The 24762-nt window shown below is 39.6% G+C and carries 21 protein-coding genes; 3 read left to right on the top strand and 18 right to left on the bottom strand.

All coding sequences use genetic code 11. The features are described from left to right. Positions 1 to 33: 33 nt before the first annotated feature. From H5088_RS20205 to H5088_RS18185, 6 genes are all read right to left on the bottom strand, one after another. Entirely contained in the window at positions 34 to 384 is a 351-nt protein-coding gene (locus tag H5088_RS20205; protein WP_220488897.1) for a hypothetical protein, read from the bottom strand. A gap of 111 nt (positions 385 to 495) precedes the next feature. Next, entirely contained in the window at positions 496 to 894 is a 399-nt protein-coding gene (locus H5088_RS18165) for a hypothetical protein (protein ID WP_182754052.1), read from the bottom strand. Positions 895 to 997: 103 nt separating this feature from the next. Continuing rightward, positions 998 to 1690, bottom strand: a complete 693-nt coding sequence (locus tag H5088_RS18170) for a hypothetical protein (RefSeq protein ID WP_182696585.1) — start codon at positions 1688 to 1690, stop codon at positions 998 to 1000. A 117-nt stretch (positions 1691 to 1807) separates the two neighbouring features. Next, positions 1808 to 2179, bottom strand: coding sequence for a hypothetical protein (locus H5088_RS18175; RefSeq protein ID WP_058558386.1), 372 nt, complete (start codon positions 2177 to 2179; stop codon positions 1808 to 1810). 77 nt (positions 2180 to 2256) lie between these two features. Beyond that, positions 2257 to 2673, bottom strand: coding sequence for a hypothetical protein (locus H5088_RS18180; protein ID WP_058428809.1), 417 nt, complete (start codon positions 2671 to 2673; stop codon positions 2257 to 2259). Between the two features lie 161 nt (positions 2674 to 2834). Then, positions 2835 to 3581, bottom strand: a complete 747-nt coding sequence (locus H5088_RS18185; RefSeq protein ID WP_182754054.1) for a HEAT repeat domain-containing protein — start codon at positions 3579 to 3581, stop codon at positions 2835 to 2837. A 105-nt stretch (positions 3582 to 3686) separates the two neighbouring features. Between H5088_RS18185 and H5088_RS18190 the strand changes: the two genes are divergently transcribed. Next, positions 3687 to 4655, top strand: coding sequence for an integron integrase (locus H5088_RS18190; RefSeq protein WP_182695165.1), 969 nt, complete (start codon positions 3687 to 3689; stop codon positions 4653 to 4655). A gap of 192 nt (positions 4656 to 4847) precedes the next feature. On the opposite strand, the gene H5088_RS18195 is transcribed toward H5088_RS18190, so the two are convergent. The 5 genes from H5088_RS18195 to H5088_RS18215 all read right to left on the bottom strand — a co-directional run bounded on the left by H5088_RS18195 (position 4848) and on the right by H5088_RS18215 (position 14218). Then, positions 4848 to 7103, bottom strand: coding sequence for an acyl-CoA dehydrogenase (locus H5088_RS18195; RefSeq protein ID WP_149603631.1), 2256 nt, complete (start codon positions 7101 to 7103; stop codon positions 4848 to 4850). Between the two features lie 339 nt (positions 7104 to 7442). Then, on the bottom strand, positions 7443 to 8471 hold the full coding sequence (locus H5088_RS18200) for a zinc-binding dehydrogenase (RefSeq protein ID WP_182754056.1): 1029 nt from the start codon (positions 8469 to 8471) through the stop codon (positions 7443 to 7445). Positions 8472 to 8481: 10 nt separating this feature from the next. Beyond that, positions 8482 to 9894 (bottom strand): TolC family protein, encoded by a 1413-nt coding sequence (locus tag H5088_RS18205; RefSeq protein WP_182754058.1) that lies wholly within the window; start codon positions 9892 to 9894, stop codon positions 8482 to 8484. Next, a complete protein-coding gene (locus tag H5088_RS18210; RefSeq protein WP_182754060.1) occupies positions 9887 to 13039 on the bottom strand; it encodes an efflux RND transporter permease subunit in 3153 nt (1050 codons plus the stop codon). The genes H5088_RS18205 and H5088_RS18210 overlap by 8 nt, the downstream gene beginning before the upstream one ends. A 9-nt stretch (positions 13040 to 13048) precedes the next feature. Further along, a complete protein-coding gene (locus H5088_RS18215; RefSeq protein WP_024595653.1) occupies positions 13049 to 14218 on the bottom strand; it encodes an efflux RND transporter periplasmic adaptor subunit in 1170 nt (389 codons plus the stop codon). 119 nt (positions 14219 to 14337) lie between these two features. Here H5088_RS18215 and H5088_RS18220 point away from each other — a divergent pair, with 119 nt between their 5' ends. Beyond that, the gene (locus H5088_RS18220; RefSeq protein ID WP_076925596.1) at positions 14338 to 15276 is read left to right on the top strand and encodes a LysR family transcriptional regulator; all 939 of its coding nucleotides are present in this window, start codon (positions 14338 to 14340) and stop codon (positions 15274 to 15276) included. 10 nt (positions 15277 to 15286) lie between these two features. Here the strand turns inward: H5088_RS18220 and H5088_RS18225 are convergent, their stop codons facing one another. The 7 genes from H5088_RS18225 to H5088_RS18255 form a co-directional block, all read right to left on the bottom strand. Beyond that, positions 15287 to 16324: a GGDEF domain-containing protein gene (locus H5088_RS18225; protein ID WP_182754062.1), complete on the bottom strand. Its 1038-nt coding sequence runs from the start codon at positions 16322 to 16324 to the stop codon at positions 15287 to 15289. Between the two features lie 168 nt (positions 16325 to 16492). Further along, on the bottom strand, positions 16493 to 17464 hold the full coding sequence (gene moaA, locus H5088_RS18230) for a GTP 3',8-cyclase MoaA (protein ID WP_007582018.1): 972 nt from the start codon (positions 17462 to 17464) through the stop codon (positions 16493 to 16495). Positions 17465 to 17650: 186 nt separating this feature from the next. Then, positions 17651 to 19942: a xanthine dehydrogenase family protein molybdopterin-binding subunit gene (locus tag H5088_RS18235; RefSeq protein WP_182754063.1), complete on the bottom strand. Its 2292-nt coding sequence runs from the start codon at positions 19940 to 19942 to the stop codon at positions 17651 to 17653. A gap of 12 nt (positions 19943 to 19954) precedes the next feature. After that, positions 19955 to 20443 carry a (2Fe-2S)-binding protein gene (locus H5088_RS18240; RefSeq protein ID WP_007582016.1) on the bottom strand — a complete coding sequence of 163 codons (489 nt, stop codon included), beginning with the start codon at positions 20441 to 20443 and terminating at the stop codon, positions 19955 to 19957. A gap of 200 nt (positions 20444 to 20643) precedes the next feature. Further along, on the bottom strand, positions 20644 to 21237 hold the full coding sequence (locus H5088_RS18245; RefSeq protein ID WP_182754064.1) for a nucleotidyltransferase family protein: 594 nt from the start codon (positions 21235 to 21237) through the stop codon (positions 20644 to 20646). Continuing rightward, the gene (locus H5088_RS18250; RefSeq protein ID WP_182754065.1) at positions 21231 to 22259 is read right to left on the bottom strand and encodes an XdhC family protein; all 1029 of its coding nucleotides are present in this window, start codon (positions 22257 to 22259) and stop codon (positions 21231 to 21233) included. Before H5088_RS18250 ends, H5088_RS18245 begins: the two co-directional genes overlap by 7 nt. Before the next feature lie 85 nt (positions 22260 to 22344). Beyond that, positions 22345 to 23208 (bottom strand): DUF6279 family lipoprotein, encoded by an 864-nt coding sequence (locus H5088_RS18255; RefSeq protein ID WP_182754066.1) that lies wholly within the window; start codon positions 23206 to 23208, stop codon positions 22345 to 22347. Between the two features lie 782 nt (positions 23209 to 23990). On the opposite strand from H5088_RS18255, the gene H5088_RS18260 reads away from it, so the two are divergent. Then, the gene (locus H5088_RS18260; RefSeq protein WP_024595553.1) at positions 23991 to 24716 is read left to right on the top strand and encodes a tetratricopeptide repeat protein; all 726 of its coding nucleotides are present in this window, start codon (positions 23991 to 23993) and stop codon (positions 24714 to 24716) included. Positions 24717 to 24762: the final 46 nt, after the last annotated feature.

The following is a 24762-nucleotide window of genomic DNA, read 5'->3' on the forward strand; positions in this document are numbered from 1 at the left end:
CTTTTTGTGGCCGGAACGAAATTAAGCAACTTGTTATAAGCCATTTGTATTTACCCGTTGCCCGCAATGAATACAGACTATGGAACCAGAGAACCAATGCCAAACCACTTTTGTCCAGTCGCCACTTGACGCTGGATGTGGCGATTTAAACCCTTGAACAGTTAAACACTTATTGCAGTGAGGGCAACGATTAAACAATGCCAACACAATATGTACTGCTACAGCGCCAACAAACGCACCGAAGATGTATACCAAATGACTCGCACTAGCCTCAGGTTGAGAGAAAAACTTGCCGTAACCCAACGCTAGAAAGAATGTGATCAAAAGAAACCACGCGATAAAAACGCTGAGTACATCGAGTCTGCCTATTAACGATTTGGACACCGATCTTTCCTATGGCTTATAACGCCTCGTTAAGAGGCAATAAAATAGTTGGCTAAAATTAGCGACGAAGGAGCAAAAGCCAACTGTTTTTTGTCCTGCTTTAACGACTTGTTATGTGCCTTTATTTAAAGCGTATATTGCCATTAATAAAGTTTTTGAGTTAATAGCTTTTTCCAGTTTATCGGTATCATCTAGACTAGAAGCTACAGAAATATAACCTTTAAAAATGACATTATCACCAACTTCGACGACCTCTTTACCTTGAGGTTTGATAAAACTTGTTACCCATATATTTTTAATAGGTGGAGTTTTTAAGTCTAGTAAGTATAAGTTGTTATTGTTTACGACAATATGTTTTAAAACAGTACCACCTAAAGCGGTTGCTTCACCTTCATACTTTGCATTTAACTCGCCATTTTGAAATGGATTATCATTTGCTTCACTCGCATACTTGCCAGCTAAAGCTTGAATCGGGATTAGAAAAAATAGAATTGATAAATACTTGAGCATCGATTTCATCCTTGGCACATAACGCCACAATAACCGAGCGGAGCTAAGCGTGGTATTGTGAGCAAAGCGAACCACGCTTAGCGGAGTCCGGTTGATTGTTTTGTTAAGGCTGAACGCTAGGGAGTTTCTCTTCACCTGAAATTGATAAGCTATTTAAATCAATACTTGTCGAATAACCGATATTATCTCTTTGAAATATTAATATCACAGTGTTTTCGTTAATGGTTTTGTACCCATTAACAAAATCGATATCTTTCAGTAACTCAACATATTCTTTGCCGTTCGGTTTTGATATTGCAACAGTAAATAAATCAGAAGAAGTTAGTGCTTTATCATTATTTGTATCGGACTTAACCACATGGTAAAGAATTGCTTTCGCATGTTTAGACTGCTCGTCAAATCTTGTATTTGGAAGCTGATTTGTTTGTGTAATGAGATAGTCATTTTTTCCAAACAACCAATGCTTTTGGTTGCTTACCACATTAATAAATAGGTAGTTCCTTGTCGATGATGCGGATTTACTATATGAGCCTCTGGAATAGCTTTGCTCCGAATGAAGCGGCATCATTAGAAAGTCAGACCCATCAATGGTTGTAATGCTGCCAAGCTGCCACTCCTCTTTCTCTTCGGGAGATTCTTCTATATTGACTATATTTCTTACACTGCGGTCACGCGTCATATCTTTATAGATCATAATGCAAGCAAATAAAGCTAGTGCAACGCCCAGTACGCCAACCAACATAATGACGATGGCGTTGAATCTCCATATGTTTTTGAATACTTTATTTTCTTCCATCTCGATTCCTGACTTATTGGGCCTTAACGCCTTAATAAACGGCGAAAAATAGCAGGCTAAACTAAGCGAAGCATGAGCGCAAGCCTGCTGTTTTGCGTCCACTGTTTAATTAACTTGTTAGTTTTCGTTATACCAATTTTCCCAAATTTTAGGAGCGGGGTATTTCAATTTATATGCTTGAATATCGTCTTTACTTGCGTACTTTAAATAAACGCCAAAATAATCGATTAGATACTCTTCACCTGTTCCCATTCGCCAAAATATATTGCTAGGTTCATATTCAGGGAATTTTTCCCAAGGAGGTAAAGGAGGATTCGCTTTGAGTTCACTTTCAAACCTTTGCTGAAGCATGGCTTCCCAATCCTTTTTGTGCTTTAGATAGGCTTCCCAATCTTCAGCCGAAACTCCTTCAGGTGCTCCTATTTCATTTGAAGCCATAGTTGTCCCTGCAATCATAAACAAACTTAAAAATATAAAACGAATCATCATAAGAAAACTAACACTTACTATAACCGGTTTGTGGCGCACTTCCACAAATCCGGTTGATAGTTTTGTTATATGTACATTTACATCTGAGCAAAATATGACAGCCCTTGAGTCAACTGTTCTACTGTCAGGACTGTACCCGATTGATCGTCGATCGTGATACCTTCACACTTAGTATTTAGTATGATGGCGGTAGTAAAGGCTGATAAAGCTTCACTTTCTCTTCCACCAAAACGAAGTTGATAAACCTGCCCGTTAGTTAATTTGGTGGGCAATTGAGAAGTAAAATCATCAGGTAAATTCGTGACGGGATATGAATAAGATTCAACGCCTGCGACTTCTCCGTTAATCTTCGCTGGCAAAAAACCGCTGTGGCTCTTAAGCTCAATATTTTTTTCATACTCGATAGAATAACCAAGCTCAGCAGAATATTCATTTAACTTTGTAGTAGAAGTATTGCAATCAAGTGCAAGAACAACGAATAAGCTCATCGACATAAAGACATCCTTTCTAAATTAAACCTCAAAACGACAACGTACATATAACGCCTACGTAACCAGCCAGAAATGTGGCGGGCAGTTTGTGTGAAAATGGGCGCAGCCCATACACAAATTGAGCGACGCATTTCTGGTCTGGTTTACGTACTTGTTATACGTAGCTACAACGGAGACCAATTTTTATATTTTTGTTTTCTAGCTAACTCAACGGCATTAGTTATTTCGTCACGTTTTGAAGTTGCGCAGAAAACCAAGTATTCCTCAATCTTTTTACCTGACCAACCAGGAGCAGCAGCTAATACCCAAAAGTGCATTCCATCATTTTTGTTTTGAGCGGTAACATAATTAATTATTTTTCCTATATGTAGATCTACTGGAACGATCTTGAGCATTGCCATTGCTCGAATAGCTCCGTCAACTAGCATATCGTTACCTGAATCTATGGCATCAAATACCGCTGTAACATCCTGTTCATTTTTCATTGATAATCTTTGGATTGCATCACCGATAGCAACATAGACCATTGTTGCTTCGAATTTTCGGTGTCCCAGTGCTTGAAGGAAATCTAGGGCAGGTTTATAGCCGCATTCACCAATGGCCATAACCATTTGGTACTGAGTTTCCCAAGTACGCAAATCTTTAAGTTCTTCTTCCAAAGCACTTAATAGAAAAGGGCCTGCATCGATATTTTTAAGTTTGCGTAATTTCTTAGCCGCAGAGCGTCGTTTAGGTGACTTTTTATCTTTAAGCTGAGAAATAATTTCATCTAGCACAAAACTCTCCAGTACGTATAACAATTTAATAGTGCGCTCATCGCGCATATTTCTGCCAACGATACGCTCATGTATTTTATAAATCTTTTTTACCAAATAACTTAATACATTGCTATATATAATTTTTATTAGCACTCAAACTCTCAATAAAAGACAAAATGCGCTCGCCGCTCATTTTCTTGAATATGTGTGCATCACAACTATACTGTATATAAAAACAGCACTATTGTTGGTAATAGTATGAAAACACGTTCCCCATTTTTAAATTACATAGCTGAATATATGCTAGTTCGTCAATATTCATTACGCACCGTCGATACCTACCTAAGATGGATTGCATCTTATATCCATTTTCATAATAAACGCCATCCCGCCTCAATGGGGGACAATGAAGTCGAACGCTACTTAGAACATTTAGTGTTAAAGCAAAACGTTGCACCACGTACGCAAGCCACCGCACTCAATTCATTGTCATTTTTATACAAGCACATAATAAAAAAAGAACTCTCATTAAATTTAAATTTTGCCCGTAGTAAAAAACAAGCAAAGCTCCCTGTCGTGATGACCCCAGAGGAAGTTAAAATGTTGATGGCTCATTTAAATAAGCGCTATTATTTAATTGCAGCCCTTATGTATGGAAGTGGCTTAAGAGTAATGGAAGCGGTGCAATTAAGAGTAAAAGATATTGATTTTGATTATAAATGCATTCAAGTATGGAATGGAAAAGGTAATAAACACCGCATTGTTACGCTGGCCACAGAGCTAATTCCTATGCTGAGAAATCAAATTTTGAACGTTGATGACTATTTAAAACTGGATTTAAATAATACGGAATATTCTGGCGTATGGATGCCATATGCTTTAACAAAAAAATATCCAAGTGCCGCAAAATCGCTTGCGTGGCAATATTTATTTCCTTCTCATATATTAAGTTCAGATCCTCAAAGTGGTGAAATAAGGCGACATCATTTTCATCACTCTTGTATTAGAAAAGAGATTAAAAAAGCCGTCCAAAAATCAGGGTTAACAAAAATAATAACACCTCATACATTGAGACACTCTTTTGCTACTCATCTACTGCAAAGTGGCGCCGATATAAGAACTGTTCAAGCTCAGCTTGGCCATTCTGATGTTAAAACTACACAAATTTATACCCATGTACTACAGCAAGGTGCTAACGGGGTTGTTAGCCCTTTTTCAAGATTATAAGCGTCTCTTTTTAATCCTCTACAGATACATATTCACTTTCAAACCAATACCGTCATCTATTTCTACTTTAAATAACACATAAAAAAGCCCCGCTTGTTTTTACACAAGCGGGGCTCCACACTAATTATTTACTCAAAAATAAAAGCGCCGATACTGCGGGCGCTTTGCATTATTGAATATTGTTACTTTAACTTACTGATTAACTACGCTTTTAAGCGGGTTAATTGGCTGTGCGTTATCGTCTAGTATGTTCATATCAAAATCGAACTCATCTACACGAATCGCCTTTTCACGTTTGATGTTGTAATCAATTAACTGAACGTGTTCAGCTTGGGTAATTACGTTCGCCGCTAGTGCGTTATCAAGCGTAATGTTAAAACGTGCACCTGGTTTAATTACTTTAGCACGTAGTGCTTTTTTAACTTTAGCCAGCTCGCCAAGTGATGCCATTTTAGCTTTGTAAGCTTGCTCATTAATATGATGGCCATCGCCCACTACTGGTTTAACTAAATGCGTGATTTGCGCTTTAAATGCGGTATCTAGCTGAGCTTGCTTAGCTAGTTCGCGGATTAAATCGTCGCTAATTTTTGGCATTTTAGTTGAGTAGTTCATTGTAATGAAACGAATAAACTTACGTGTACCACTTGCAGGGAAGTTATCTAAAAACTTATGCAATGCTTCTTCAGCACTTTGTAGTGCAAAACGAGTCGCGTAATGGAAATACGGCGCTGCTTGCTCACGGTCACTACTTGATACTTTTTGCTCGTAGTATTTAATTGATGCCATAGCTGCATATAAGAAGCTCATTACATCACCTAAACGTGCCGATAGCATTTCTGCTTGTTTTAACTTACCACCAAGTACAAGTAACGAAAAGTCTGCGTACACTGCAAGTTTTGCAGATAATTTATGTACTGCTTTTTCGTAGTCACGTACTTCTGGTAATTCAGAATTAGCACTTGCTGTAAATGGTAAAACACCAAGGCGGAAAGCACGTAAGCTGTTTGCTGTGCTGTAGCCAATTGTTTTACGTAAAATGCCGTTAAATTCTTTATCTGCGCCTTTGTCTTCACTGTGAATTGACTCAACCATAGATTGTAAATATGGGTGACAACGCATAACACCTTGACCAAAGATCATTAGGTTACGTGTAAGAATGTTCGCGCCTTCTACCGTAATGGCAATCGGCTGAGCAACATAACCACTTGCTAATGTATTTTGTGGACCGTTTTGAATCGCTTTACCCGCTTGAATATCCATTGCTGAATCAAGCACGTCGCGACCAAGCTCTGTCATATGGTATTTAGCGATTGCTGTAACAACTGATGGTTTTAAGCCCATGCCTAAGCCTTCAGTTGTAAGTACGCGCATTGCTTCTTGTAGGTATGTTTTACCTGCAATGTCGGCTAGTTTTTCTTGAATACCTTCAAACTGACCAATGGCTAAACCAAACTGTTCACGCACTGCTGCGTATTCAGATGCTGATTTAAATGCTACTTGTGCTGTACTAACACCTAGCGCAGGTAATGAAATACCACGGCCAGCACCTAAACAGCTAACCAGCATTTGCCAACCACGGCCGATGTTTTTCTGTCCACCAATAACAAAATCCATTGGTACAAATACTTTGTTACCACGTGTAGTACCGTTGTAAAAACGAATACCCATTGGGTCGTGGCGATTACCAAGCTCTACACCTGGGTGCTCTTTAGGAATAAGTGCACAGGTAATGCCTAGGTTTTCTTTACCACCTAGCAGACCATCAGGGTCAACTACTTTAAATGCTAAACCAAGTACGGTAGCAATAGGCGCAAGTGTAATGTAGCGCTTGTCCCAGGTAATTTCTAAACCAAGGACTTCTTCGCCGTTGTACATACCTTTAGTTACTTTACCAACATCAGGAATACCACCTGCATCAGAACCCGCTTCTGGGCTTGTTAATGCAAAACATGGAATGTCTGTACCATTTGCTAGGCGTGGTAAGTAATGTGCTTGTTGTTCTTGCGTACCAAAGTGAAGTAATAACTCACCTGGACCTAACGAGTTAGGAACCATTACGGTTACCGCAACTGCTGAGCTTTTAGTCGCAATTGTGCCAACAATGGTAGAGTTTGCATAAGGGCTAAACTCTAAACCACCAAACGACTTAGGAATGATAAGCGAGAAAAAACGCTCTTTTTTCAAAAATTCTAAGATGTCATTTGGTAAATGAATGCCGTTTTGAATCACTGAATCGTCAATCATGCCCAATAACTCTTTTACTGGACCGTCTAAGAATGCTTGCTCGTCTGCGCTTAATGTAGCAGCAGGTACGTCGCGAAGTGCACTGAAATCAGGTTTACCTTGGTAGATAGAACCTTCAAGCCATACATCACCCGCGTCTAGCGCTTCTTGTTCTGTGATAGAAATACTTGGTAATACTTTTTTTAGTTTTGTACGTAAACTCATGATTGAACTCATCCGACCAGCTAAATAATACCTACATTACGTCATAAAAAATCGTTTAGATCAATTACTCTATTCAATTAATTAACAGTTTTTTCAATTTATTTTCTTTACCTGAACGTAAACTGTTGAAACACAAAGGCTTACAGTTGTACGCTGAAAAAAAGTATTTTGACTAAAATGATGAATAAAACAGCAAAAGCTCTAGCGCTGTATCTATTTTTTGATGGGCATAAAAAAACGCAGCACAAATAGGCTACGTTTTTATTCAATTTATAGAGGCTACATTATCAGTTAATCTAGCTAAAACTACCTAAATTTAAATCAAATTATATAAGCGCTTCAGTTAGCAACTTTAACAATTTGCTTGCCGGTAAAACCACCAGCAAGTTGTTTATTAAGCGCTTGCGATACTGACTCAGCACTAAAATCTACGGGCGTTATTTCTGGGTGTTTAATGTCCCCACTAACAGCTCCTTCAAGTAACAGGTTGCCCATAAAGCTCAAGCGTTGTTGTGCACATAAACTATTAGCAAGCCATGCACCACCAATCGATACAACGCTAATATTTGGCGCTCGGTGATACATTAAGTCTTGATCAAAACAAGGGAGTGGATTTAAGCAGGCAATACGTCCGCAAAAACGCATTAACTCAATATTACGCTGAGTACACTCTCCACCTATCGTATCAATAACCGCATCAAAGCCTTGCGGGCCAAGTTCTCTGCGGATTTTTTCGCATAGCTTTTTATCGCTATAGTCAAAAACCACATCAGCGCCTAGCTGCTTAACCAATTTATGGTTACGCTTTGATGCGGTGGTAAATACATCTGCACCACGCTGTTTTGCATATTGAATAGCAAACTGCCCTACCGCTCCGGCTCCGCCTTCAATAAAAATAGTATCGCCTTCACTAATGCCTATTTTATCTAAGCTGATAAGTGCTGCCATACCGGCGCATGGAAGTGTTGCTGCTATGGCCGGATTTAAACCGCTTGGCACAACCGACACTGCAAAGTTAGGTACTTTGGTGTATTCGCTCAAAGCACCTTGCTCACCAATGTTGGCATGCCACATAACCCGCTGGCCAACATTTGGAAACACACCTTTATTAGCTTTAACCACAACACCTACAGCATCTAAGCCTAAAATGTGTGGATACTGCCATTTACAAAAGCCTGTTTTAGCAAATTGACCATCAACTGGATTTAAACCAACGTACTCTACTTTTACAAGCAGCTCGTTATCTGCACAGTCTGGAACAGGCAGCTCAGCATCTGCTAAGTCAATTGCTTCATTTGGTTCTGGCAGTACAATAGCGCGCATCGTTTGCGGGATAATGTATTCATGTAAATTTTCAGTATTTGGCATCAATATAACTCTACTTATTAGTGTCGTTTAACGCATAACTCCATTGGCCATTAAATGACTGGTAAGCATTTACTTTGGCAAGCAGTGAAGAAATTGTTGTTTCAACAGCATTTTCTTGTGCTATTAAAACATCCTGACGCGCATCTAACAACTCAAGGTAAGGAATTTGGCCTTCTTCATACATTGCTTGGGCTTGTAAAAATGCTTTATTAGCAAAGTCATAGCGCTCATCTGCAAAGCGTTTTTGCTGTGCCTGATTGACCAACAATTGCAGTGAAAGTTCACTTTCACTTAGTGCAGTTAATACCACTTGTTGATAATCGCTGTATGCGGCTTCACTTAAAAACTGCTGCGCGTCGCGCTGTGCTAATAATGCTGGGTAACTTAATAACGACCATTGTAACTGCGGCGCTACTTGCCACTGCTGATCAGTATTTTTTAAGCCTGTGCTGTCTATACTCACAACCCCTGCAAATGCAGATAAGCTAATATCTGGTAATAACGCTTTGCTAGCTGCAACACTTAAACTATTTGCTTGGCTAAAGTCAAACAGTGCACGGCTAATATCAGGACGTAAGGCAATGGCATTATTAGCGTTTTTTAATGCTACGCTAAAGTCACGTTCAAGCACGCCTTGCTCGTTTTCAATAGCAATATTTTGCGCTAACTTACCGCTTAGTACTGCAAGAGCAGATAAATCGCTGTATTTTGCATACTCAATGGCAGGCATGAGTGCTTGTTGCTGCCTAAGCTGCGCCATAGTACGGTTTAAATCAAGCTCGTTTGCAACACCTTCGTCAACACGGGCTTGAAGAACGTCAATACTTTGCTCAAGCGCTTCAATTTGAAGTGCTACAATGTGTTGTTTTTCAACATTGCCTTGATAACTTACAAAGCCTTTAACAACTGACGATACTACTTCAATTTGCAGTAAACGTACTTGCTCTGCTTGGCTCATGGCCGATGCATTTGCAGCATCAACCAACGCCGTTATGCGACCAAATAAATCTAGTTGCCAATCAAGTGCAACGTTTGCACTTGATTGACGGTCAAACACGCTTGGTGCATCGCTTCGAGCTGCGCCAACATTTACGCCACCTTGTGGTAGGTATTGGGCTTTTTGCTCTCCTAATCGCGCTAATGCACTTTTAAGTGTTAACTGGCTTGTTTGCAAATTATAGTTATTTGCAAGCGCACCAGTAACAAGCTCATTTAGTTGATCAGAATTAAGCTTTTTCCACCAGTTTGTTTCATCAGCAACGCTAACGTTACTAGCAATATTAGCTTTAGCAACAAATTCGTTAACGGCTTTTTGCTCGCCCATGGTGTCTATTTTACTCGCGCACCCGGCTAAAAACGCAGCGACTAATACCGCACTGACAGTTAGACTTGTTTTAAGTCTTTTTTGCATTAATTTAGTCATGAGTATTCTCCTGCGCTTTCTCTTTTTTATTAGTCACTAACATATAAAATACCGGCGTAAACAATAGGCCAAACACGGTTACACCTATCATGCCTGAGAATACTGCGTTACCCATTGCGTGTCGCATTTCGGCGCCCGCACCGGTGGCAAGTACTAACGGTACAACACCTGCTGTAAATGCAATCGACGTCATTAATATTGGGCGCAAGCGCATACGACATGCCTCAAGTATTGCCTCTAAGTGCGATAAGCCTGAGTCGTGTCTATCTTTTGCAAACTCAACCATCAATATTGCATTTTTAGAAGCCAACGCGACCAGCACTATTAACGCTATTTGGGTAAATATGTTGTTGTCAGAGCCAACAAACCACACACCTAACAAGGCTGAGAAAATAGTCATTGGTACAATTAATATAATTGCCAGTGGTAAACGTAAGCTCTCGTACTGCGCTGCAAGTACCATAAATACTAGTAATACAACTAACGGGAATACATAAACCATGGTGTTACCGGCAAGTACTTGTTGGTACGTTACTTCAGTCCACTCATACTCAATACCTGTTGGTAGTGTGTCTGCGAGTACTTTTTCAATAGCAACTTGTGCTTGATCAGAGCTATAACCTGGCGCTGGGCTACCATTTAACTCTGCACTTGGGTAACCGTTATAATGCATAACACGGTCAGGACCAATTGTTGGTGTTACTGTTAATACAGAGCCTAATGGCACCATATTACCTGAGCGATTACGTACTTTTAAATTAAGTATTTGATCAGGGTCTAAGCGATAGTCAGCATCAGCCTGTGCATTTACTTGGTACGTACGACCAAACATATTAAAGTCATTTACGTACACAGAGCCTAAGTAAATTTGCAGTGCATTAAATACTTCATCAAGTGGAATACCTTGAATAAGCGCTTGCTCACGGTCAATATCAATATCCATTTGTGGAACTTGGATACGGAAACTTGAGTACAGGCCCATTAATGCTGGGTCTTGTTGCGCTTTACCAATAACGGCTTGCAGGCTATTAAATAGTGCCTCAAATCCTTTATTAGCTCTGTCTTCTATTTGCAGTTTAAAACCACCTGTTGTGCCCAATCCTTGAATTGGCGGCGGTGGAAATACCGCTACAAATGCTTCATCAATGGCAGCAAAACGTTTATTCAACTGCGCCGCTATCGCCATCGCTGATTGGCTTGGGTCGGTACGTTTGTCAAAGCTCTCAAGTGGTGTAAATACAATGCCGCTGTTAGGGCTGTTTGTAAAACCGTTCACTGATAAGCCAGGAAAAGCAACAGTATGTGCCACGCCTGGGACTTCTAATGCAATTTGCTGCATTTGAGCAAGTACGTCTTCAGTACGATCAAGGCTTGATGCGTCAGGTAACTGCGCAATAGCCACTAAATACTGTTTGTCTTGCTGTGGAATAAAGCCACCTGGTACGGTATCAAATAACTTAATTGTGCCGCCAACAAGTGCAATATAAGCCACCATTACAACAACGGTCATACGGATTAGTTTTTGTACCAGTTTTTCGTACCCTTTAGCACCACGATTAAATACGCGGTTAAATGGTTCAAACAACCAACGGCCAAACAGTTTATTAAGTAAACGAGTAAACGCATCTGGTTTTGCATCGTGCGACTTTAATAACAATGCAGCAAGCGCTGGCGATAACGTGAGTGAGTTAAACGCTGAGATAATCGTCGAAATTGTAATTGTAAGTGCAAATTGCTTATAAAATTGACCAGACAGCCCGGTAATAAACGCAGTAGGAATAAATACAGCACTTAGTACAAGCGCAATGGCAATAATAGGGCCTGTTACTTCGCTCATTGCAACGCGGGTTGCTTCAAGTGGCGATAAGCCTTTTTCGATATTACGCTCTACGTTTTCAACAACTACAATCGCATCATCTACAACAATACCTATGGCCAAAACTAAACCAAACAGCGACAAGGTATTAATTGAGACACCTAACCACTGCATTACGGCAAATGTACCAATAAGTGAAATAGGCACAGCAATTAGCGGAATAATTGATGCACGCCACGTTTGTAAAAATACAATAACAACAATAACTACCAGTACAATTGCTTCAAGCAAAGTGGCAATTACCGCGTCAATTGAGCCACGAACAAATACTGTAGGATCGTACACAATGTCGTATTCAACACCAGTAGGGAAATCTTTAGATAAGCGCGCCATTGTTTCGCGTACTTGATCAGAAAGCTCAATAGCGTTTGAACCTGGGCGTTGGAATATTGGCATTGCAAGTGCCGGTTGATTATCAAGCTCTGCACGCAGTGCGTAAGTGTCTTGACCTAGATCAACACGGGCTATATCAGATAAACGCGTTAACTGACCTTCGTCGCCTACTTTAATAATAACTTGTTCAAATTCTTCAATACTGTTTAAACGACCTTTAACGTTTAAAAGTATTTGAAATTGACTGTCGTTTGAAATTGGTTGCGCACCTAAGCTACCTGCAGCAACTTGCTGGTTTTGCGAGCGAAGTGCTGTTACTACATCTGTTGCTGTTAATTCGCGTGCAGCAAGTGCATCTGGGTTTAGCCATACTCGCATTGAGTATTTGCCAGCACCAAACATGCGAATATCACCTACGCCTGGTAAGCGCGCAATTTCATCTTTAATGTTTAAATCAGCATAGTTAGATAAGTAAGCTGTGTCGTGCGTTTTTTCAGGTGAGTATAAATGCACTACCATGGTTAAATCGGGTGATGACTTTTCAGCCACAACACCTAAACGTTGTACTTCTTCTGGCAAACGCGGAAGTGCACTGTTTACACGGTTTTGTACTTGTACTTGAGCACGGTCTAAATCGGTACCTAACGCAAATGTTACCGTTAGAGTCATACGGCCATCGCTAGTACCTTGCGAAAACATATATAGCATGTTTTCAGTGCCGTTAATTTCTTGCTCCAGCGGTGTTGCCACTGTTTGCGCAATAACGGTAGGGTTAGCACCTGGGTAGTTGGCGGTAACAACAACTGTTGGAGGAACTACTTCTGGGTATTCACTTACTGGTAATTGGAATAGTGATATGCCACCAGCAATTAAAATAACCAACGACAGCATAGCCGCAAATATTGGGCGCTGTATAAAGAAATGCGAAAATTTCATCAATAAACCTTATTGCTTAGCCACGAGTTGTGCGTTGTCGTTTGACAATGTAAATGCCACACCGCTTGTATCAATTGTTACTGTTTGCGGAGAGATTGGCATACCAGGACCTACGCGAGCAGGACCATTTACAGCAATTACATCACCTTCGTTAAGGCCTGAAGTAACCGCACGTAATGCACCGTAACGTTCACCAATAGTAATTAGTTTGTATTCAAGTACGTTGTTTTCACCAACGGTTAGTACAAAGCGATTTTTTAAGTCAGTACCAATTGCACGTTCTGGGATAATAATCGCGTCACTAATAGAGTTGGCTGCAAGCTTAATACGTGCAAACGAGCCTGCGCGTAATTGGTTGTTGTCTTCATTAAATACCGCACGTACACGTAATGTGCCCGTTGATGAATTAATTTGGTTATCAATAAAGTTAATGTAGCCTTTGTATGCAAAATCACTTTGACCGACTTTTTGCATTACAACAGTTTGGTGGCTCGCAGCAGTAACGTCATTAAAAGAGCTATTCCATGTGCGCTCATCAACATCAAAATAAGCGTACATAGCTTGGTTTGAAACAATTGACGTTAATACGCTTTGACCCGCAAGTACGTTATTACCTTTGGTAATATTTGCGCGAGAAATAATGCCATCAATTGGTGATACTACTGACGTAAATTCTAAATCAAGTTCTGCTGAGGTAAGTTGTGCTTGAAGTGCAGAAAGCTGTGCTTCGCGTTGGCGCAGTGTTGAAGTACGCGCTTGTGCTTGCTCTGTAGAGATTGCCTTACGGTCTAATAAGCGTACCGCACGTTTGTCTTCACTTTTAGCTTGTTCAAGTGCGGCTTCTGCACTTTTAATTTGTGCTTTTAAGCTTGCAACAACCGCTGCAAATGGGCGAGCATCTAATTGAAATAAAACATCGCCTTCTTTAACCACGTCGCCTTCTTTAAATTCAATGCTATCGATGATTCCTGATACACGCGGCATTAAAGCAACTTCTTGTGGAGACTCTAAACGAGTTGTATATGTGTGCCAGCTCTGTACCGGCTTAACAAGCACCTGTGCTACATCAATTGGTTGAAGTTGCTGTGCAGGTGCTGATTGAGCTGTGCTCTCATCAGCACAACCCGCAAGTGTTAAAGATGCCGCAGTAAGTGCAGCAGCAATTAGATGTTTGTTCATGAAGACGCTCCATTGTTGATTAGCCTCGCATAATACGGATTAAACCCGTGTGTAAAAACCATAGATTTTTAAATTCATTAATGCCAAAATGGCATCAATAGATTAGTTAAGGTGTAATAATGGATACAACAAGTCGACTTTTAATGTTACTTGAAGTAGTTGAGCAAGGCTCTTTTGCTAAAGCTGCAGAAATACGCAACATAGATCGCTCTGTTATATCTAAACAAATTAGCCGTTTAGAGGATGAGTTAGGCGTTAGGTTACTTAACCGAACTACCCGTTCATTTTCGCTCACAGCGGCAGGCGCCGAAATGATCAAAAAAGCAGCTGAGCTTAGAGAGCTGCTCGGCGAAACCGTGCGCATGGCTGAAAACTACCATTTAGAGCCGCGCGGCGTTTTAAAAATCACTTCATCAACACTTATTGGTCGTCGTTATTTACAACCTGTACTTAATGATTTTCAAAAACGCTTCCCGCAAGTAGAAGTTGAACTGCGTTTAGACGATAGATTAGTCGATATAGTCTCTGAAGGATTTGATTTGGCTTTTCGTGTAGGTGAGCCTAAAGACTCGTCACTTATTGCACGTAAAATAGCGCGTAATCGATTATTAATTTTAGCTGCGCCACAGTTTATTGAAACTTATGGTATGCCAAAAACAATGGAAGAGTTAGCGCAATTACCAGCAGCAAGCTATGCCAGTAATTCTATTCGAGTAGAAGCTATAGATTACTACGATAGTAAAGGTGAACGCTGCGAGCAAAAAATAAAAAGTGTGTTTCGTGCAAACGATGCAGAATCATTGTTAATGAAAACGTTATCGGGCACAACTTACTTTGTCGCACCTGCATTTATTATTGGTGATGAAATAATACAAGGTAAGTTAGTGCCTTTATTGACCGATGTAAAACTGATGGAGTTTAGCGCGATGTATGCCGTATATCCGCATCGAGATTTACCAGTAAGAACCCGATTATTTTTTGATGCTGTACGCGAGCATTTAGGAAAAGATAAACCGATTTGGGAAAACGGGATCCCTAACTTTGAACAAATGTACTAAGTAGCACGACTTACGCAACGACTGCCTGGTAATCATTTTCTTTTTTAAACTTACAATACACTTTATTGCGACCAAATTGCTTTGCTTTGTATAACTGTTTATCTGCTTGGTTTACAAAGCTTTCCAATGAATTGGTACTTTTAAATTTTGCGACACCAATACTGGTTGTAACATTGATTGCAAGGCCGTCAATGTCAAATGTGGTACTTTCAAAACGTGCCCTTATTTGTTCGGCGGTTTTCAGCGCGGCCTCATCATTTTCAAAAGAGCTAAATAAAGCAAACTCCTCACCGCCTACTCTAAATACATACCCTCTACCAAGCACAACCCTTAGTAAAGTGGCCACTTCGATAAGTACTTGGTCACCGACACCATGGCCATGCTCATCATTTATCTGCTTAAAAAAGTCTAAATCGAGTAAAAACAAATATAACTGTGACTTATCTTGTAGTTCTACTTCAAAGTAGTGGTTCATTGAAAGGCGATTGCCTGCACCCGTTAGTGGGTCAAGTAACGCTAAATTTTTAAGTCGCCTTGAAAAATGTGAGCGGCTCCCTTCAAAAACATGAGAAATCGCCCAAATACTTAAATAAGCACAGAGTAGATTAAGAGATAAGTTAAAAGTTTCAAAGGGGGCAAGTGTAGACTTACTCCCTAAAATAAACACTTGGATAACTAATAAATTTGCAGAGAAAATTATACCATATTGTTTACCTAGTAACAGGTAGTACAAAATAGGTAATGCAAACGACCATACAAACACACCATTACTAGGCGTTGCTAAGGATGTACCTATAATAATAATTAACGTTACCAGTGCACACATTATTAAGGATTGCCAAAACTGTAGTGGACGGCGTTTAAGTGAAATATAAGTAAATATACAATAAATAGAAAAACAGATTTCGATATAGCCTAGCAATGGAAAATTATTTACGGTCAAATTAACACTCGCAAATACTAGCGATAAAAAACCAAAACAAAGACACATCCCTCTCAGGACGTCCTTTCTTAATGATTTAGTGCTATTAAGGGCCGCTATATCCATTCTAATCACTTAATAAAAATAAAAAGTAAGTTTAACGTGAAAATACAATTTAACAAGCTTTGTTCATATAAACCACGTAGATACAACCAGTTATTTACATTTTAGGGATAATGTAGTGTATTTTAGAAACACGTTTGATACTTTAATATCACTAAGTGGCTTTAACAACTAGCCACCTAACATGGATAAATTAGTAGTAATACCTGTATTACCCTGGTGTAAAAGGTGAGTTGGCTTCTTAGTTTTAATATAACGAGATAACAATGCCATTAATTCACTATTCGAACTGTCGTTCATATATTCTCTTAGCGAAATACCCTCTTCAGAAAACAAACACAAGTGCAGATTTCCTTTTGCTGTAACCCTTAGTCGATTACAGGTACTACAAAAATCATTGCTGTAAGGCATTATTAAACCAATTCTGCCTTGATAATCAGGATGCGCAAACTCTTGAGCAGGACCTGCTGATGCACTACGCGCAACTTGCTGCCAACCTGTTTGTAATAGCTGAGTTTTTAAAACTTGCCCAGAAACATGGTTAGCATCAAAAAAGGCTTTGTTATCGTTTGTTTGCATCAATTCTATAAAGCGGATGGTAACGGGGCGGTGTTTAACCCAATTTAAAAATGTATCAAACTCTTTTGCGTTGTATTGCTTCATCAGCACGCTGTTTATTTTTACTGAATCAATACCCGTTTCAAGCGCAGTATCAATACCTTTCATTACTGAGGTAAATTTGTCATGCCCAGTAATGGTGTTAAACATGCGCGAATCTAAACTATCAATGCTTACATTAATGGCGTTTAAGCCTGCATCTACCCAGTCATGAATATTCTTATGAAGAGAAAAACCATTGGTGGTCATTGCAATTTTTTTTATGCCCGCAACATCTTTTGCCGCGCGAACAACATCTATAAAGTCTTTTCTAAGGGTTGGCTCTCCGCCAGTGATCCTTACTTTTTCAATACCATGGTGTGCAAACGCTTTAAGCGTATTGCTAATTTCATCAATTGTGAGGAAGCCACGGTCGTGACCGCCCTGATAACCATCTGGTAAACAATAAACACACTTAAAATTACATACATCCGTAATAGACAAACGTAGGTAACTAAACTCTCGCCCTGTTGGGTCGATTAGCATAAATAAACCTTAACTAATATCAACACGTAATAACAACCTAATACCAATTTGCAATAATACTTAATCGTTTAATTAAGCAAACTGGTATAAACAACGCTACCTATTGATACATAAATAATAATTACATAAATATATTTAATAACTAAAAGGGGCTGCATAAAGCATACCCCTTTAGTTATTTTTGTTTTACGCTTTTAAGCCTTTTTTAAGTTCGCTTGGCTTCATTGGTAGGTCACGTAAACGCACGCCTACAGCATTAAACACTGCATTACCAATAGCAGGAGCAACTCCTATCACGCCAGGCTCACCTAAACCAACTGGAAACTCATCGCTTTGTAAAAACTCGATGTCCATATCTGGCACATCTTGCATTCTTAGCGGTAAATAAGTATTAAAGTTAGTCGCAGATACTTGCCCATCTTTATACGTATTTGATTCATGCAATGCAAGGCTGCTGCCCCATAGTAACGACCCTTCAATTTGCGCCAGTGCGCCATCTGGGTGAACTATTAAGCCCGCATCTACAACAACATAAAGCCTTTTAAGCGTTATTTTACCACTATCACGGTTAACGTGAACATGCGCTGCGGTTGCAAGCCATGCTGGCATGGTACGTTCTTGCCCTGAGCTTACAGAAAAACCAATGCCTTCGTCTTTCGCTAATTTTACAGAAGCTACTTTGTCAGACACTGTTTTAAGCACATTACGTAAGCGCAGTGCTCCGCCAACGCTCTCAGGTGCTTTACCTGCTTGCTTGCCTTTACCATCTAACATTTCAATTCTAAATTGAACAGGATCTTTGCCTTGCTTATGGGCAATTTCATCAATAAACGACTCAAGACTCCATGCAATCCAGCCTGGCCCTACTGAACGTAACCAACCTGGATTAAAGGTGCTTTGTGCAACTTCGTTATTAATAGCGCGTGCACGATGACTGCTCATGCTATACCAATGATCAGCGCCTGATGCCGAAAATGCATCAAATTTACCTTTGCCATCAACACCCGGTGATAAAAACCCTGGTGCCATAGCTTTAGTAGGCCAACCAGCAGCAAATGCATGTTCCATTCCTGTGAAGGTACCATTTTTATCAAACGACGCCGTCATTTTTGCAGCAGATGCAGAACGAGACTGATCGAATAAACTATCGTCTGCTCGTGTAAATACCAGTTTTACTGGTTTACCTACTGCTTTTGCAGTTAGAGCCGCAGGTACAGTCCAATCACCAAATAATCGACGACCAAAACCACCACCTAAATAATAAGGACGAATAATTACTTTGTTTTGTTCTATATCGAGTGCTTTAGCAAGCGCTGGTAACGTAAGTGACTGCCACTGGTTACCTGTATGAATAATCCAATTTCCGTCTTTAAACTCTGCAACCGCATTTAATGGCTCTAGCTGATAATGACTCGCTGTCGCTGTGGTATACATTGATTCTAACAACTCACTAGCGTCTGCTTGAGTTTTCTTTATATCGCCTTCATCAACAAACAAAGTACCCGAGTCACGTTGCTCGCATAATCGCTTACCTTCTTTTTGAATATCAGCTTCAGATATATTTGCCGACTCACCCTTTTTGTAACTCACCTTTAAAGCATCTACTGCTTTAATGGCACTTGGGTAACTATCAGCTAATACAACAACCCAGCCTTGCACTGTGTTACTAGGGTCATTTAAAATTTCATAGCCTTTGTAACCTTTAATTGCTTTTGCTGCACTATCATCAACGTTTGTTACTGTACTGCCATAACGAGTTGGTGGAATAACTGGACGCGCGTACAGCATGCCTTCAACTTCTACATCTATCCCATATACTGCTGTACCATTTGTTTTGGCTGGTATATCAAGCGCTTTAAAGTCTTGTTTAAGCCCAGTTAAATGACGTTTATTAGCCGGTTTTAGTGGAAGGTTTGCAACTTCATCACTGGTAAATGTACGATTAAACTCGCCTTTTTTAACTATATCTGCGTAACTAACCGATTTTTCGCCTGAAATAATATAGCCCTTTTCAGCACGACATTTATCTGCAGGCACGCCGAGCAATTTAGCTCCAGCTTCTATTAATGCAATTCGACCCGCAGCGCCGGCTTGAGATAATGGCTTAAAGCTTTGAAATACAGACCACGAACCACCCGTTACCATAAAGCCCCATTTTTCATGAGTATCTACGTAAGTAATTGATACTTTATCCCAATCACATTCAAGTTCATCAGCCACAATGCGCGCAAGAGCAGTACCAATATGTTGACCCATTTCAGCTTTAGCAATACTCACTTCTACGGCACCGTCGGTGCTCATAGTCCACCAAATAGTGGGTGAAAAAGCCTGTTGCGCAATTGATTCTTTTGCACTGAGCGAACCCGAAAATAACGCAGGGGCAAACGCCATGACTAAGCCTGCGCTAGCAGTGCCAATCATAAACGAGCGACGATTTAAATTAACGGTTTCGCTATTTTTTTGAAATAATTTTTTCATTATCGGCTCCAGTTAAGCGTCTTGTGCATTTGGATCAAATATATTTACGACACTTTGTGACTCATCTGCAGCGCGTTGAATAGCAGTTTTAATACGTTTATAAGCCATACAGCGACAGTAGTTACCATTCATATGGCTGACTATTTCTTCATCTGAAGGACTTGGATTAGCTGCCAGTAATGTAGCAGCTTGCATTATTTGCCCCGACTGACAGTAACCGCACTGTGGTACTTGCTCTTCAACCCATGCTTTTTGAAGTGGGTGTTCGTTATTAAGCCCTTCAATTGTGGTAATGTTTTTTCCTGCAATTGCGCCAATTGGTAAAACACATGAGCGAGTTGCTTGCCCATCTAAATGCACCGTACACGCACCACACATTGCAATACCGCAACCAAACTTCGTACCTTTTAATCCAATTTCATCGCGAATAACCCATAACAATGGTGTATCTTCACTTGCGTGTGATTCAACCACCTTGCCATTAATTGTAAACGTCACCATAGCTTGCCCCTTGATTAAGCTTTATAACCTGCGTTTATATTGTTTAATTTAAACGCAGGTTATAACAGTTAAGATTGTTGTAACTACTAATCCATAACACATATAGTTACCGCACCAGCTACATTAACAGCTAAATACCATAACCACTGCACTAAAGCGTTAGCGCAGCTAAAAACTTATTTTGCCCTACGACTACTTTTTCACTCATTTTTAGCTGTAAAATTACTTAGCTGCTTTTGAGTATCTATGTCTACACTCGCACTACTTAAACTAATTGTATTAACGACCTCACTGCTGGAACGCAGTAATTGCTGCGCACCTCTATCTGAAGTTAAGCTTGCAAGCTGAGATAAATCAACCGCTGGGAATATAGCGGGTACACCTAAACGCTCGCCATAGTTTGCGCACCAGCGCGATGGATTACGTTTAAAACCAGTAACTAGCTCACTTAAGTGCGCTACTTTTAGCTCAACCTGATCCGCAAGCATAAATAAAATCCCATCAAAGGACTTATTTTTAAACACAGTTTGAGAAGCTGTCGCGATTGAATTACCCAAACCTTGGCTCCATTGCTTGTTCTCAATCAGCTCTATGCTTTGATAACCTGCCAGTGCCTGCGCTACTTCTTTATGCCATGCCCCGGTAACTACATACACGGGCGTGTCATCAAGTGCTTGAAGTGTATTTACAGCATGCTCAATCATTGTTTTGCCAAAGCCAATATCAGCTGTTAATTTACAGCCGTTAAAGCGAGATGATTGACCTGCGGCTAAAACAACTTTTGCAATTAGCACGGCTCTTGCCCCCAATGACTTAGTGATTGGGCATCTTTATCACACAGCACTGCATGTATTTCGCTGATCAGCGATAGTGCAATACTCTCTGGCGAGTCGCCGCCTAAATTTAAACCGACAGGCCCAAAAACAGGAGACTTAATTTGTGAAACACGCGTATTTGCGTGCTCTAAAACTTGTTCACGTCTGTGCTTAGGACCCAATAATCCTATATATTTAAACGGAACATCTTTAAATTGAGCCAACGTACTGGCGTCAAGTTCAACGCTGTGAGCCATTAAAATAGTCGCATCGACTTTATGAGTTATGCAATATTCTTTTAACTCACTCGGTGTGATGCGCAAAATAGCATCTGCATTTTTAAAATATTGTCTTTTTGCATTAGCCGCGCGTGTATCCCATACCGTTACACTCCAACCAAGTTGTTTGGCAAATGTATAAACCGGAACTGCATCTGCGCCGCCACCTACTATTAATAGATGGGGCGGTGGATAAATAGAGGTTTGCAAGCACGTAGCGCCTTGTAATTCTACCAATTGCGCTTTGCGGTTCATTGATAAACCATGCAACTCATCATTTTGCGTAAATACACCACTACCGGCTGGCAAAATGGGGCTTACTTGTTGAAGGTATCGCCCTGGTTTATTCTCATTAAGTGCTTTAGATACAAGCTCTAACTGTAAATAGTCATTAGCCTTATGAATAGGCTGCAGTAAAATGTGTACTATGCCCCCACAACCAATGCCAAGTTGAAATGTTAAATCATCTTCATCGGTGGCATCATAACTAATGGTTTTACTGCTTAAAGTACTCATTACTTGTTTAGCATGGCGCTGTATGTCAGCTTCTAAACAGCCACCCGAAAGCATCCCTAAGCGCTCGCCTAGGCTCGAAATAAGCATCATAGCACCTAGCTTTCTGTAGCTAGAGCCTTCAATTTTGTACAAAGTAGCTAAAACCCATTCTTGGTTGTCCCTTTTTGGATACCAAGTGTTTAAGATACTTTTCAAATCTGTAACCATATATTGCCCTTTAAAAAGCATTTTTTGCGTTTAAAAACAAATCAGCCTAAACAGCTAATTTAAAACTTAATAATTCACGCACAATTTAGTTTTCTATTATATCGTTTAAGGTCTCAATTAACTCATCAAATTGATCATTAACGCTTTGGCGTTGTTTATCATTTAAGGTTGAGTTTAATTCGTAGAGTAAATTTATATATAAATCTAAGTTTGCTTCATTGGTTTTCAATAGTGCGTCGCTCATATATAGTTCGCGCTCTTTAATAACTATACTCAACTGATTTATAAATTCTTTTTTTGTTATTTCAGCATTTTTAAATACCTGTTTGGCTGCATTCAAACGGGTTTGCTTGTACTCTAACCACAACGCTCCTGAGTCTTGATGTTGCTCATTAGTTGATTTAATCAGCGCTTTTTGTTGTTTATTAAGTTTGCCTATCCACTGCTCGTAGTATTCAAATTGCTCTTCCAAACGCTCACTTTTTCGCTCAAGCGGGGTTTGTTCGTTAAACTCTTCACGTTCGTCGTTAATTTTTATTTGAATATTGTTTAAAAGTTCTTCTCTTTGCTCACTTGATAAGGTTGCCCCAAGCTCAGCTAAAGGCATGTGCGCGTATTCAAGTAGGTTCTGCCAATGCTTTTTAGCAAAAACCACCTGCTCTTTTAACTGATCAATGCTTAGTGTGGTGTTAAAAAGTGCCTTAATATTTTGAATGTCTTGTTTGTAGGCTGGTAGTTGCGTACTTCTATGCCACGCTTGGGTCGAGTTAATAATCTGTTTGAGCTGCTTATTTTGTGTTTTATTTAAATCAATATAATCATCTACCCAAAATGACGAAAGCCAGCTCAAGTTGTTATAAGTGAATGAGGCTGAACAGCTACACAAAAATACCATGCTGATAGCAAAGCATGCATTTATCACTTTTTTAGCTTTAAGATTATTAAGCATCACTTTCCTTATTTTAAATTTTATAATCATGAAAATCCTATTTGATAATAATTATCATTTAAGTATTGACTTGCGCAGTAATCTAACTAATAATCATTATCAGAAACAAAGTGTACCGACCTCAGTGCCTATGGAAGGATATTCAGCAAGGATGCTGACACATTAAAAGAAGAACGTGCCGCTTCGTGGTATTACTTACTCGACCCAAGTAATAACACCAAATATCACATTTACTTGCTACATTGCTCATATTAGTGACGGTTAATATGACTCAAAAAAGCCCTAACGGGCTTTTTTTATATCTTTAAATTTTCTATAAAATCTGTATCTTACACTTCTTAAACTCATTTACTTACCTTGAAAATCCACCGCGCTGTTATTTACATTTTATACGCACGATCTTATAAGGTACCGCCTTGCGTTTACACTAAAGCTGGCGTAAAACATAACAGTAGACACCCTTTTTTGCATCTATTTATAGTAACCGATTTAGTCTTTACATAAATGTGTTGGGTATTAAACGTTTATAATGTGCAAATAGTGCAAAAATTTACTAAATTAGCATTTAACTATGGCCTGTTGACCTTTTAGGATTAAAATTTTTTCTATCTAGGCGCTACTTAATCGCCGCGCAAAGTTTGTAACTTAGTAAGCTCATTAAAAAACCGAGCAACAAAGAACAAACCGCCTCAAGGGCGAGCCTAAATAGCAGTGGATGTTTAATCTAAAAAATGTACTGGCCCTAGAATCTATCGAAACTATTACTAATTGGAGGCATTAATATGTCACAGTTTAATTTAAAAGCACTCATTCTTGCTGGCGTTTTACTTGCCAGCCCTTTCGCTCATGCAACATTAGAAGATGGCATAAGAGCAGCTAACGAAGGTGAATTTGCAGTCGCCCTAAAAGAATTCCAATACCTAGCAGATAAAGGTTTTGCGCCAGGAATTTACGAACTAGCCAAATTATACGAAGGTGGATACGGTGTAACACGCGATTACCGCAAAGCAGCTGCACTTTATCAACAAGGCGTTAAAAAAAACCATGCTGATTCGATGTTTGCTCTAGCTGTTTTATACGATGAAGGTAAAGGCGTTAAACTTGATCATCAAATGGCAGTTACCTTATTTGAAAAAGCAGCTAAGAAGAATTTACCTGCAGCTCAATTTAATTTGGGCGTAATGTACGCTAATGGCGTGGGTGTTACACGAGACTATGAAGCGGCACGTAACTGGTACGAAAAAGCAGCTGCAAACAATTACTCTTTAGCGCAATTTAATTTAGCCCTCATGTATTTTGAAGGACTAGGTATGCCAAAAGATCTTGAAAAGTCATATATTTGGAATACTATCGCTGAGTACAACGGTAATATGCAAGCGAGTCATAGCCGTAAACTTGATGAGCGTAAAATGCTGCCTAAAGAAATTGAAGCAGCTAAAGAAAAAGCCGATGCCATTTATGCAAAAATACAAGTGGGTACCTATGCTGGCGAAGGTCGCTTATTTTAAAGTCTTATTTTAGAGTTTAAGACCGTAGCTTTAAACTAATCTAAAA

This window comes from Pseudoalteromonas sp. SR43-3 (assembly GCF_014163875.1).
GTDB lineage: Bacteria > Pseudomonadota > Gammaproteobacteria > Enterobacterales > Alteromonadaceae > Pseudoalteromonas > Pseudoalteromonas distincta.